Source organism: Aeribacillus composti (assembly GCF_031760945.1).
GTDB lineage: Bacteria > Bacillota > Bacilli > Bacillales > Aeribacillaceae > Aeribacillus > Aeribacillus composti.
Genome location: NZ_CP134501.1, coordinates 2,306,105 through 2,318,194 on the forward strand (window position 1 = coordinate 2,306,105; position 12,090 = coordinate 2,318,194).

Below are 12,090 nucleotides of genomic sequence, written 5' to 3' on the forward strand. Positions count from 1 at the left end.
GCATAGCTCACCTATTGCCATACGATTCCTTCTCAGCCTCACGGGACTGCAGTTAAAGGATGCTGTATTGTCTAAACGTATTATGACAGAGCAGCTCGTAAATGTCAACGATCATTTCTTAACATTTGCAAAATCTTTTCGAATTCTTCCGGGAGCGATGCTTCAAACTTCAAAAACTCTTTTGTTCTTGGATGCTCAAAACCAAGTACGCCTGCATGAAGAGCCTGTCCATGAATCGGAAGTGTTTTTTTCGGTCCATATTTTGGATCGCCGGCTAGCGGAAAACCGATATATTTCATATGCACGCGGATTTGATGCGTTCTTCCGGTTTCCAGCCGACATTCAATATATGTATAATCCGAAAATCGTTCCAGCACATGAAAATGGGTGACAGCTTCTTTACTGTTTATTTTTGTTACCGTCATTTTTTGCCGATCCTTTGGATCCCTGCCGATCGGAGCATCAATTGTGGCATGATCGTGCGGAATTACCCCGTGTACAATCGCCTTATATCTCCTTTCAACCCTCTTTTCCATTAATTGATTTGCTAATGATTCATGAGCGTAATCATTTTTGGCAACCATTAATAAACCTGAAGTATCTTTATCAATCCGGTGAACAATTCCCGGACGAAGGACTCCGTTAATTCCGGACAAATCTTTACAATGATATAAAAGACCGTTCACAAGTGTTCCTGAAGTGTGTCCCGGCGCTGGATGGACGACCATCCCACGCGGTTTATTGACAACGATGACATCTTCATCCTCATAGTATATATCAAGCTCCATCGGCTCAGGCTTGACATCCAGCTCTTCCGGTTCTGGAACAGATACAGTGATGACATCACCAATTTGGCACTTGTAATTGGCCTTCACCGATTTTTCATTTACTGAAACAACCCCGTCCTTGATCCAATTTTGGACCAACGTTCTTGACCAATTCTCATCTTTATTGGCCAAAAATTTATCTATTCGTTCATTTTCCTCTTTTTCCGTCACAACAAAAGTAAATTGCTCCATTTTCTACTCCTTTTGCTTCTTTTCTTCAAAAAACAGAAAATATATGAAAAGTAAAATAACACCGATTGTTAAAGATGAATCGGCAATATTAAAAATTGGAAAATTATAACCGAAAATATATGTATGGATAAAGTCCACCACCTCTTTGCGGAAAAGGCGGTCAATAAAATTCCCAATCGCTCCGCCGAGCATTAAGCTGAGAGCAACCCCCAGCATTGCATTTTGTTTCGCATATTTTTGCATATAATAAATAATCGCTACGACAACAATAATGGTAATCACATAAAAGAACACCATCTGGTTTTGCAATATTCCCCAAGCCGCTCCTTTATTGCGGTGAGACGTTATGTATAAAAATCCGTTGATAATTTCAATGCTTTCGCCAATTTCCATATTTTTTACGATCAGCCATTTTGTCCATTGGTCGAGAGCGATGACAAATAATGCAATCAAATATTTAAGCACACTGCGTTCCTCCACTCACTGGCAAGTTTCCATCAAATTTTAGCACATTTTTTGACAAACAGTAAAGAAGGGGAACAAGCAAAAAAGTGAAGCTTGTTCACTTCACTTCTTAATGATATTCTAGTGTTTTTTTTAAATATGATTTCATATTGAGAAAATCATGAATCGTTCTGGCTGTCGGAATTTGTGCCAATTGTTCGAGCGGCAATTTTTGCAATGTTTCTTCACATATGCCATAAAGTCCATATTCCATTTTTTCCAATGCAAGCTCAACATCGTTGAGCTCATTTTTTACATCCCGGATAAAAATCGGGTCATCCAATTGACTTTTGGCGAGCCGCGCATTAAGTTCGTTCTTCATTAACGTTAATTCGTCTTTGATTTGATCGAGCGGATTCATTATTAAAACCCCCTCGTCTGTTTTGTATTTATATTGTAACCGCCGTACTGCCTCCTATCACATTCAAGTTTTTCCACACACGTAAATAGCGGCTTGGAAATGATTCACACTTTAAAAGCTAAAAAGCTGAATTCTTCTTTCAATTTTGAGCAAAGTATTCATTTTTGAAAAAGCATCCGAGAAAACTTTTCCAATTGACTATGACGGATTTCAATGAAAGATCGTTCTTTTTATGACACTTCTTTATGAGGAAGCATTGCTAAATGAAAAAACTCCCTGTTTGCACAGGGAGCTGATAAAACTATGCTAGATGGCTGTAGTGATCTTTCACAATGCTTGCACATCTTTTGCACAATGTCGGATGGTCTTGATCAGTGCCTATATCTGTTGAAACAACCCAACATCTTTCACAAGTCTCACCATCCGCTTGCTTCACAATTATTTTGATGCTATCAAATGTTTGCGCTTCTTCTGGAGCATCTTTGTAATCACCGGCAATTTCTAACTGGGAAACAATAAACAGCTGTTTTAAGTCCTCTTGTATTGAATTGAACAATTCTTTTATTTCTTCGTTCGGATAAAGGATGAGAGCAGCATTTAACGATTTGCCGATCACTTTTTCATTTCGGGCAATTTCCAGGGCCTTTAATACATCATCGCGAACTGACATAAACTGATCCCATTTCGCTTCAATCTCTTTGCTGCCTTCAATCTCTACAGCTTCCGGCATATCGACAAGCTGTACGCTCTTTTCTTCGACTGATTCAATATGTCCCCATACTTCTTCTGTTGTATGCGGCAAAATCGGTGTCATCAGCTTTACAAGAGCAAGAAGCGCTTCATATAAAACCGTTTGGATAGAACGTCGATTATGGCTGTCAGCAGCCTCAATATACAGAATGTCTTTTGCAAAATCAAGATAAAATGAGCTTAGCTCAATCGTACAGAAATTGTGAACGTCATGATAGATGGATGCAAAATCATATTCTTCATATGCTTTTCGCACTTTGGCAATTAGTTTATTCAGTTTAATGAGAATATAGCGATCCACTTCTCTTAATTTTTCTACAGAAACACGATGCTGATTTGGATCAAAATCAAACAAATTTCCTAACAAGAAACGGTACGTGTTGCGAATTTTCCGATATACTTCAGATACTTGTTTTAAGATTGCATCAGAGACGCGAACGTCCGATTGATAATCAACTGATGCTACCCATAGACGAAGAATATCTGCTCCAAACTGTTCCGTCACTTTGGCAGGAACAACAACATTTCCTAACGATTTGCTCATTTTCCGTCCTTCGCCGTCCAGCGCAAATCCATGGCTTAAAACGCCTTTATATGGAGCTTTTCCGGTGACAGCAACTGCTGTAGACAGCGATGAATTAAACCAGCCGCGATATTGGTCAGAGCCTTCTAAATAAAGATCAGCAGGACGCTGCAAATCTTCCCGTTCAACTAAAACTGCTTGATGAGAAGAGCCTGAATCGAACCAAACGTCCATAATGTCTGTTTCTTTTGTAAAAATGCCGTTCGGGCTTGAAGGGTGTGTAAATCCTTCTGGAAGCAGGTCTTTTGCTTCGCGTTCAAACCAAACGTTCGAGCCGTGCTCGCGGAACAGTTTTGCCACATGTTCAATCGTTTCATCTGTTATGATCGGCTCCCCATTTTCACCATAAAACACTGGAATTGGCACGCCCCATGCCCGCTGACGGGAAATACACCAATCGCTTCGATCGCGGATCATGTTATGAATGCGAATTTCTCCCCAATTAGGGATCCATTTCGTTTCTTTAATTGCTTGCAGCAATTCATCTCGAAAATCTTTAATGGACGCAAACCATTGCGCTGTTGCTCTGAAAATCGTTGGTTTCTTTGTCCGCCAGTCATGTGGATAGGAGTGAGTAATAAATGAAAGCTTTAGCAATGCCCCTACTTCTTCTAATTTTTCCGTTATTTTTTTATTTGCGTCATCATAAAACAATCCTTCGAACCCTGGAGCTTCTTCTGTCATGTACCCTCTTTCGTCGACAGGACATAATACGCCTAGGTTATATTTTTGTCCGACGACAAAATCGTCTTCCCCATGGCCTGGCGCTGTATGGACGCATCCTGTACCAGCGTCGGTCGTTACATGTTCGCCAAGGATCACTAATGAATCGCGGTCATAGAACGGGTGTTTCGCAACCACATATTCCAGCTCTTTGCCTTTAAACGATTTCACTACTTCATATTCTGTCCAGTCCAGCTCTTTTGCCACTTCTTCGAGCAGGGCAGATGCGATCACAAACTTGTCAGCTCCAACCTTCACTACAGAATATTCCAAATCAGGATGAACAGCAATTCCTAAGTTTGCAGGGATAGTCCACGGAGTAGTCGTCCAAATGACGATTTTTTCTCCATCTGTTAATACATTTTTTCCGTCCTTTATTTCAAATGCAACATAAATAGAAGGCGAGCGTTTGTCATAATATTCAATTTCCGCCTCTGCCAAGGCAGATTCGCTCGATGGAGACCAATAAACCGGCTTCAAGCCTTTATAAATATATCCCTTTTTCGCCATTTCTCCAAAGACGCGAATTTGCTGAGCTTCATATTCTGGTTTCAAGGTGACATATGGATTTTTCCAGTCGCCTCGAATTCCAAGGCGTTTAAATTGCACGCGCTGCCGCTCAATTTGCTCCCATGCATATTGCTCGCAATGTTTTCGAAACTGCGCGACATCCATCTCTTTTCGATTGATTTTTTGTTTCTTCAAAAGTGCTGTTTCAATTGGCAGACCGTGTGTATCCCATCCTGGAACATACGGTGCGCAATATCCGCTCATGGATTTATAACGGACAATAATGTCTTTTAAAATTTTGTTTAAGGCATGCCCCATATGAATATCCCCGTTTGCGAACGGCGGACCATCATGTAATATGAAAAGAGGCCGTCCTTTCGTGCGCTCCTGCACTTTTTCATAAATATCCATCTCTTCCCATTTTTTCTGGATCTCAGGTTCTTTTTTCGGAAGGTTTCCTCTCATTGGAAAGTCTGTTTTCGGCATTCGTAACGTCTCTTTATAATCCATTCCCATTCCTCCACATAATATTTGTTCACTAAAATAAAAAAACTCCTCATCCCTAAGGGACGAGGAGGAATCTCGCGGTACCACCCTTTTAGATGCGCACAAATCATGCACATCCACTCATAAACATAACGGACTTGGCCGCCACAGCCTACTAGCATGTTTCAGCTATGGACTCAAGGGTGATGTTCATCCTTTCGCCTTTACCCGGGCTTCCACCGTCCCCGGTTCGCTGTCATAAAGGGCTTGAAAGGACTACTGTCCCTCTCATTGTTTTGTCATATTCCGTTTTATTTTCGTATTATATGAAATCACGAACAAAAAAGTCAAGTTATACTTTCGGTTCTTCCGCTTCTTCTCCTAAGATTGGCTCGACATTGTATTCCATTAAGTGATCCCAATCATCATTTTTTAGCAGATCAAGCTGTGCTTCGATGAGCATTTGAAAACGGGTGCGGAATACTTTTGACTGCTTTTTCATCTCTTCGATTTCCATTGCAATTTTATGCGATTTAGCAAGTGCTTCATTGATGATTCTGTCAGCATTTTTTTCCGCTTCTTTGATGATCAGCTTCGCTTCCTTTTGAGCGTTTCTTTTCACATCTTCCGCAGCTTCCTGCGCAACTAAAATCGATTTATTTAACGTTTCTTCTATATTTGTAAAGTGATTCAGCTTCTCGGTTAATTCCTTCACCTTTAATTCCAATTCTTTCTTTTCGCGGATGACCATTTCATAATCTTTAATCACTTGATCTAAAAACTCATTTACTTCATCTTCATCATAGCCGCGAAAGCCTTTTGTAAATTCCTTGTTATGAATATCCAGCGGGGTTAAAGGCACAAATTCCACCTCCATATGTATGTTTTTCGCAAAACACTAATCCAATTATAAACGATTTTTCGACAGAATGGGCAAAAATCTTTCCATTTGTAATATTATTTTTGTATTCCGATCTTAATGCGCCACTTATCTTTTCTTGTTTTCCCTTCAATTGCCAAAACTTTGCTTCTTCCGAATCCTCGGACAGATAACACATCATCTTCCGCAATTTCAAAATGAGCATCCTCAACAATTTTCCAATTGACTTTGACGAGACTATTTTCAATAAGCGATTTTATTTTTTGCCGAGATTGGTGATAAACATTTGCTAGAACAGCATCGAGCCGAAGCGAAGAAACGGTGATCAAAGAAATATCCATTTCTTCTTCATGAGAAAACACATCTTCGAATGGGATCTGTTTCAAACGAACGGAAATCTTTCCAATTTTATTCCAGTTCAGCTGCAGGAAATTGGCAATTTCTTGCGCAACCATGACTTGCACCGTTTTATCATGAATGATAATGTCGCCGAACTTGCTCCGTTTTAAGCCGAGCGACATAAGCGATCCAAGCACTTCGCGATGTGATAATGTCACGAATTTTTTCGGGAACATGATTTCAAATGCGAACATTGAAAAATCATCTAATGTCGGTTGAATATAGTCAGGGTAAAAAAAAGCCCGCTTTCTTTCAGCATTTTTATAGCCTCCGAAAAATTGCACGTGAACATCCGGATTTTCACCGATCAATGTCTTAATGATTTTCTGTTCCCGCGGATCTAAAAAATCGGTCAATTTTGGCCGATATTGCTCAGTCACAATTTGTTTCCATCCAAAGACTTTGTCAATGAACTCCCTTTCTTCTTTGCGAAAATGCTGATAAACACTCTCCATAAGAGACAACTCCAATTATGATATGAAAAGAGCCGATTGGCATACAAAACAATTCGAATGTCAATCGGCGAATGAATTTTATGAAATCATACTAAAAAGAGCATACAGCCCATAATCTGCAAAATGCAGGGCAATCAATGCAACAATAGGAGATACATCAATCATCCCTAATGGAGGAATGATTCTTCTAAACGGTTCTAAATAAGGCTCACATATAGCCGCTAAAAATTGTCCAATGGACGTTTCCCTTGCATTCGGAAACCAAGACATCAAAATATAAATGATAATCGCATAGGAATAAATATCGAGCAAAAAACTTAATATGTTATATATTGTCCCCATCAATCATTTCTACCACCTTTTATTTTCATCATCTGCCATGAAATCGGAAATGGAGCCGGCGACATCTACGTTATCTGGGGTACATAAAAATATGTTTGTTCCAACACGCTGGATGTCTCCGCCAATCGCATAAACAGTGCCGCTTAAAAAATCAACAATTCTTTTTGCCTGATCATGCCCGATCCGCTGCAAATTGACAATGCATGAACGGCGGTTTTTCAGATGATCAGCAATTTCTTGCGCCTCTGAATACGTTCTTGGCTCACATAATATTACTTTAGTGGATTTTTGGGCGCTTTGCAAACTTACAACATTTTGTTTTCCGAAAGCGGCATTTTTTTCAACGCTGCTGTTGTGATTGAACATAATCGGTTCATGTTGGTGTTTCTCTTCCGGAGCTTCCATATCTTCAATCTCATAATCTTCATCATCGAGGGCAAAAAAGCTTTTAAATTTATTCTTTAAGCTCATCTGATTTACCTCCAGTTTCGTTTTATGTACCTACTAGCGTGGAGCCGATGCGAAGATAAGTAGCCCCTTCTTCAACCGCGATTTTGTAGTCGTTGGACATCCCCATTGATAGCTCTGTACATGGTGCATTCGCTATATTTAGTGCTTTCACTTGTTCCTGCAGTTGCTTTAAACTTCGGAAGCATCTTCTGATTTCATCTTCATCTTCTGTAAATGGAGCCATTGTCATTAATCCGACAACTTCGATATGGCGATACTCCTTCAACTGTTGAATAAAATCAATGCATTGTTCAGGAGCCACACCATGCTTTGACTGTTCGCCAGATGTATTTACTTGCACAAAGCATTTGATCGTTCGATCTGCTCTTTTTTCAATTTCGTTTGCTAGCGATATTCTATCCAACGAATGAATATAATCCACCTTGTCTATAATATTTTTCACTTTTCGAGTTTGAAGTGTGCCGATGAAATGCCAGACAGCTTTTGACCCAATGCTGTTATATTTCGATAAAAAACCGTCATCCCTGTTTTCGCCTAAGTGTAAAATGCCTGAATTTATCGCCTCTATAGCCCGTTCTACCGTTACATATTTCGTCACTGCAATAATTTGGATATCATCTATTTTTCGATTTGATTTTTTGCATGCTTGTTCGATTTCCTGTTGGATTCGTGCTAAATTTTCTTTCACTGACAAGGCTTAGTATCCCTCCTTCAAACCGATAAATCCCATCATTCGTCCTGTTTTCCCTTGATCTCTTCGATGGGAAAAAAACAAATCTTGATCGCAGCTTGTACAATATGAGGTCAATAGGATTTGATGTTCCGGCACTCCTTTTTTCATTAACAATCTTTTGTTGATTTCTGCAAGATGAATAGAATAAAGGCCGTTCTCAAGCTGTTTATAAAATGTCGTCTCATTGTCAAAAAGAGGTTTGATCGCATCGATCACATCGTCATTGACGACATAACAGCATTCGCCGATTGAAGGACCTATGGCTGCAAATATATTTTGAGCTTGCACACCTTCGTGCAAAACCCAACTGTCGATCATTTCACCTGCTATATTTTTCGCAGTCCCTCTCCAGCCCGCATGTGCGATGCCAATCAGTGAGTCTTTTGGAGAAAAAAAGAAAATCGGAACACAATCAGCAAAAAAAAGGGAAAGTAATATATTTTTTTCCGTTGTGTATAGGCCGTCCGTTTGAGTGATGCATTGACGATATGTAAAAACCCCTGATCCTTTATGTTTATTTACTACCTTGACAATTTGTTTGTCATGGACTTGATCGGCACATACCCAGTTTGGTAGATCAAAACGAATTTTGTCCCCAATGATTTTTCGATTTTTGATCACCGTTTCCTTTTCATCATTCACATGAAGACCTAAATTTAATGAAGCAAAACCATTCTTGGAAAATCCTCCTTTTCTCGTCGTAAAACCTGCTGTAATCTGAGAATGAAGCTTCGCCCAAGCAGGTATGGAGAAAAAAGATTCATCTGTTAATTGAAACGGTTCATGTTTCATTGTACCATTCCTCTTCGACAATTCTCTTATTTTTATTTTAACATATCTTTAAGCCAACATTTAACCAAAATTCGTGCGATTCTTATTCTGTTTCAACATTTTTCGAAACTCTTACTAAAATAACATCTTTTCCGATTTTTACGATGTTCCTCCAAGGAATGACAATTTCTTCCCCTTTTCCAAAAAAACCTAAAACCTTCCCTTGACTAGTGATCATGATCGCTTGAATTTTACCAGTTTTTAAGTCGATGTCAACGTCTTCAATGCTTCCTAATTTTTTTCCGTCATGGACATTCACAACATCTTTTATTTGCAAATCGGAAATATGGATCATGCCGGCTTCTCCCCTCAAGTATTTTTACAATCAGTATATGAGTTTTTTTTTGAATGATGATAAAGGGCCACATTCAAAAGAATGTGGCCCAATGATTATTGAATATTTTTGGTCATTTGTTTAATGGCAGCTTTTTCAAGCCGAGAAACTTGAGCTTGGGAAATGCCGATTTCTTCTGCTACCTCCATTTGTGTTTTGCCTTGAAAAAACCTTTTTTTCAATATCAGCTTCTCCCGATCATTCAATCGTCTGATCCCCTCTTTTAGAACAATTTCTTCAATCCACTTGGAATCGCGGTTTCGCTCGTCGCTTAACTGATCCATAACAAAGATCGGATCACCGCCGTCGTTATAAATCGGTTCAAATAATGAAACTGGATCTTGAATGGCGTCTAAAGCAAAAACGATTTCTTCATGCGGCACATTCAGCTCTTTAGCAATTTCTTCTGCCTTCGGCTCACGTGACGTTTCGCTCATGAGTTTTTCACGCACCTGCAAAGCTTTATAGGCAATATCACGCAATGATCTTGAAACACGTATCGGATTGTTGTCTCGCAAATATCGACGAATTTCACCGATGATCATCGGTACAGCATAAGTAGAAAATTTTACGTTTTGGCTCAGATCAAAATTATCTATAGATTTCATCAACCCAATACATCCTACTTGAAAAAGATCATCGACAAACTCGCCTCTGTTATTAAATCTTTGGATGACGCTTAAAACGAGTCGCAAATTTCCGTTGACAAGCTTTTCTCTGGCTGATAAATCACCACTTTGCATTTGTTTAAATAATTCTCGCATTTCTTCATTTTTTAAAACAGGAAGCTTCGAAGTATCAACACCGCAAATTTCAACTTTATTTCTTGTCATTTCGTTTCCCCCTTACAGGAGTTCTTGCTGTCTTAAGTTAAGTATCTCCCTGAAGGGGAAAAATATGCACAAGCTTTTCAGAGTGAACACGCTGTTGATTTTTCGCTATACATGCGACTAGCAAGCAAAAATTACACCATTTTATTAAATTCTTTTCGAAGACGCTTAATAATTCTTTTTTCCAATCTTGATATGTAAGATTGAGAAATCCCGAGCATGTCAGCCACATCTTTTTGCGTTTTTTCTTCTCCGCCATGCAATCCAAACCTAAGCTCCATTATTTGTTTTTCTCGTTCATTTAATTGCTGCAGCGCCCGCATTAATAGCTTTCGGTCAACATTAGCCTCCAAATCCTTTGTAATAATATCGTCTTCTGTTCCGAGAACATCCGAAAGAAGCAGTTCATTTCCATCCCAATCAATGTTCAACGGTTCATCAAAAGAAACTTCAGATCTTGTTTTATTATTTCTGCGCAAATACATTAATATTTCATTTTCTATACATCTAGATGCATATGTCGCAAGCTTGATCTTTTTTTCGGGATTAAAGGTGTTGACTGCTTTAATTAGCCCGATCGTCCCAATGCTGATCAAATCTTCAATATTGATGCCGGTGTTTTCAAATTTTCGGGCAATATACACGACAAGGCGCAAATTTCGTTCAATCAAAATCGAACGGGCAGCCTTATCGCCGCTCGGAAGTTTTTTTAACAGTATTTCTTCCTCTTCCTTCGAAAGCGGAGGCGGCAGCGCTTCGCTTCCGCCAATATAATAAATTTCATCTGTTTTGATCCCTAATTTTGTTAAAAACTTGTACCATATATACGTGAGATAAAGCTTAATTTTTTTCATGTTGTTCCCCCTTCTAAACAAATTGGTTTATGAGTATGCTATGAATAAAGGCTAAGAAGCATCTTTTTGTTTACCCGTCTGGATCATTTTTGGATGAATAATGCATTGATAATCGTCTTCGCTTGAAAGCCGCGAATGATTTAGTCCAATAAGCGGGCGGGACAGCATTAATGATTCTTCTTTTGTATGAATCACCACTTCGTCTGCTATTACGGCTAATAATAACTGAAGATCCTGGCCAACAGACCGATACGGAATAATTTTCAGCCTGCCGATCCATTCTTTCTGTTCTATCGCTGTCACAGCCTCCATAGGATTTCGATTTGAAATGACTTGGTGCATACTTTCAGGAAACACGGTCATTAATTTTTCCGCTTCGGCAATCATGACTGGCTTCTTAGTGATGGGATCATACAATTGATTGCCGCTGTCAATCAATCCTTTTACTGTTACTTTTTTCTCCATCATCGTGATCGAAACATCGACAATTTGATCATAGTGGATTTTTTTTGCTTCAACCTGTTCAAGCCGCAAGCGGGAAAAATACCAAATAATCGGAAAGCCGACCACGATAAATAACCAGCTGACAGGATTTCCGAAGCCATTTCCATTTGTTAAAATCATGTTATTTTGAAATGAAAAGCCTACTTGAAAAAAATAATAAGTGCCAAGCATACCTCCCCCAACTGCAAAAGTGACAAAATAGAAAGTCAATAAATTTTCTATAAAGTAGCGAAACTTCTTAAAGCCAAAAGCATAAAGAACCATCACACATGAGAGGATTAGTTTTGATTCCGGACGGCTCGCCAGCTGTGCGAAAGGCGAAAAAAGCAATATCACAATAGCGGAGCCGATGAGCGAAGCAATCATTATTTTTTTCCATACAATGTTTCTCTTTAAGATGATTGCTGTAAGAAAAAGGAGCATGATATCAAAGCAAAAATTCATCAGCCAAATAGCATCCAAATAAATGGTCAACCGCCTCTTCCTCTCCCACCATTCAATTTTCTAGGCTTCTGACTTGC

The 12,090-nt window shown here is 39.2% G+C and carries 14 protein-coding genes and 1 other annotated feature; all 14 genes read right to left on the reverse strand.

Annotated features, from left to right (window positions below):
- Positions 1–104 precede the first annotated feature (104 nt).
- The 14 genes from RI196_RS11105 to spoIIGA all read right to left on the reverse strand — a co-directional run bounded on the left by RI196_RS11105 (position 105) and on the right by spoIIGA (position 12,043).
- Entirely contained in the window at positions 105–1,019 is a 915-nt protein-coding gene (locus tag RI196_RS11105) for an RluA family pseudouridine synthase (RefSeq protein ID WP_311066244.1), read from the reverse strand.
- A gap of 3 nt (positions 1,020–1,022) precedes the next feature.
- Positions 1,023–1,484 carry a signal peptidase II gene (gene lspA / locus RI196_RS11110; protein ID WP_094246084.1) on the reverse strand — a complete coding sequence of 154 codons (462 nt, stop codon included), beginning with the start codon at positions 1,482–1,484 and terminating at the stop codon, positions 1,023–1,025.
- A 109-nt stretch (positions 1,485–1,593) separates the two neighbouring features.
- Positions 1,594–1,884 carry a TraR/DksA C4-type zinc finger protein gene (locus tag RI196_RS11115; protein ID WP_130156256.1) on the reverse strand — a complete coding sequence of 97 codons (291 nt, stop codon included), beginning with the start codon at positions 1,882–1,884 and terminating at the stop codon, positions 1,594–1,596.
- A 301-nt stretch (positions 1,885–2,185) separates the two neighbouring features.
- Positions 2,186–4,960 carry an isoleucine--tRNA ligase gene (ileS, locus tag RI196_RS11120; protein ID WP_066246579.1) on the reverse strand — a complete coding sequence of 925 codons (2,775 nt, stop codon included), beginning with the start codon at positions 4,958–4,960 and terminating at the stop codon, positions 2,186–2,188.
- Positions 4,961–5,012: 52 nt separating this feature from the next.
- Positions 5,013–5,237: a binding site (T-box leader), on the reverse strand.
- Positions 5,238–5,288: 51 nt separating this feature from the next.
- Complete coding sequence (locus RI196_RS11125; RefSeq protein WP_063388479.1) at positions 5,289–5,798, reverse strand: DivIVA domain-containing protein; 510 nt, start codon at positions 5,796–5,798, stop codon at positions 5,289–5,291.
- Between the two features lie 95 nt (positions 5,799–5,893).
- The gene (locus tag RI196_RS11130; RefSeq protein ID WP_311066246.1) at positions 5,894–6,670 is read right to left on the reverse strand and encodes a YlmH family RNA-binding protein; all 777 of its coding nucleotides are present in this window, start codon (positions 6,668–6,670) and stop codon (positions 5,894–5,896) included.
- 78 nt (positions 6,671–6,748) lie between these two features.
- Positions 6,749–7,012, reverse strand: coding sequence for a YggT family protein (locus RI196_RS11135; RefSeq protein WP_063388481.1), 264 nt, complete (start codon positions 7,010–7,012; stop codon positions 6,749–6,751).
- A 9-nt stretch (positions 7,013–7,021) separates the two neighbouring features.
- Positions 7,022–7,483: a cell division protein SepF gene (locus RI196_RS11140; RefSeq protein WP_063388482.1), complete on the reverse strand. Its 462-nt coding sequence runs from the start codon at positions 7,481–7,483 to the stop codon at positions 7,022–7,024.
- Positions 7,484–7,505: 22 nt separating this feature from the next.
- A complete protein-coding gene (locus RI196_RS11145) occupies positions 7,506–8,177 on the reverse strand; it encodes a YggS family pyridoxal phosphate-dependent enzyme (RefSeq protein WP_311066247.1) in 672 nt (223 codons plus the stop codon).
- 3 nt (positions 8,178–8,180) lie between these two features.
- The gene (pgeF, locus tag RI196_RS11150; RefSeq protein ID WP_311066248.1) at positions 8,181–9,008 is read right to left on the reverse strand and encodes a peptidoglycan editing factor PgeF; all 828 of its coding nucleotides are present in this window, start codon (positions 9,006–9,008) and stop codon (positions 8,181–8,183) included.
- Positions 9,009–9,090: 82 nt separating this feature from the next.
- Positions 9,091–9,342 carry a YlmC/YmxH family sporulation protein gene (locus RI196_RS11155; protein ID WP_063388485.1) on the reverse strand — a complete coding sequence of 84 codons (252 nt, stop codon included), beginning with the start codon at positions 9,340–9,342 and terminating at the stop codon, positions 9,091–9,093.
- Positions 9,343–9,437: 95 nt separating this feature from the next.
- Complete coding sequence (sigG, locus tag RI196_RS11160) at positions 9,438–10,214, reverse strand: RNA polymerase sporulation sigma factor SigG (RefSeq protein ID WP_063388486.1); 777 nt, start codon at positions 10,212–10,214, stop codon at positions 9,438–9,440.
- A 131-nt stretch (positions 10,215–10,345) separates the two neighbouring features.
- Positions 10,346–11,065: an RNA polymerase sporulation sigma factor SigE gene (gene sigE, locus RI196_RS11165; protein WP_063388487.1), complete on the reverse strand. Its 720-nt coding sequence runs from the start codon at positions 11,063–11,065 to the stop codon at positions 10,346–10,348.
- Positions 11,066–11,116: 51 nt separating this feature from the next.
- The gene (spoIIGA, locus tag RI196_RS11170; protein WP_063388488.1) at positions 11,117–12,043 is read right to left on the reverse strand and encodes a sigma-E processing peptidase SpoIIGA; all 927 of its coding nucleotides are present in this window, start codon (positions 12,041–12,043) and stop codon (positions 11,117–11,119) included.
- Positions 12,044–12,090: the final 47 nt, after the last annotated feature.

What these genes read in the sequence shown, in the direction of transcription:
- RI196_RS11105 (WP_311066244.1), bottom strand. Translation starts at nt 1,019, where the DNA reads ATGGAGCAATTTACTTTTGTTGTGACGGAAAAAGAGGAAAATGAACGA.
- RI196_RS11115 (WP_130156256.1), bottom strand. Translation starts at nt 1,884, where the DNA reads ATGAATCCGCTCGATCAAATCAAAGACGAATTAACGTTAATGAAGAAC.
- ileS (WP_066246579.1), bottom strand. Translation starts at nt 4,960, where the DNA reads ATGGATTATAAAGAGACGTTACGAATGCCGAAAACAGACTTTCCAATG.
- RI196_RS11130 (WP_311066246.1), bottom strand. Translation starts at nt 6,670, where the DNA reads ATGGAGAGTGTTTATCAGCATTTTCGCAAAGAAGAAAGGGAGTTCATT.
- RI196_RS11135 (WP_063388481.1), bottom strand. Translation starts at nt 7,012, where the DNA reads ATGGGGACAATATATAACATATTAAGTTTTTTGCTCGATATTTATTCC.
- RI196_RS11140 (WP_063388482.1), bottom strand. Translation starts at nt 7,483, where the DNA reads ATGAGCTTAAAGAATAAATTTAAAAGCTTTTTTGCCCTCGATGATGAA.
- pgeF (WP_311066248.1), bottom strand. Translation starts at nt 9,008, where the DNA reads ATGAAACATGAACCGTTTCAATTAACAGATGAATCTTTTTTCTCCATA.
- RI196_RS11155 (WP_063388485.1), bottom strand. Translation starts at nt 9,342, where the DNA reads ATGATCCATATTTCCGATTTGCAAATAAAAGATGTTGTGAATGTCCAT.
- sigG (WP_063388486.1), bottom strand. Translation starts at nt 10,214, where the DNA reads ATGACAAGAAATAAAGTTGAAATTTGCGGTGTTGATACTTCGAAGCTT.
- sigE (WP_063388487.1), bottom strand. Translation starts at nt 11,065, where the DNA reads ATGAAAAAAATTAAGCTTTATCTCACGTATATATGGTACAAGTTTTTA.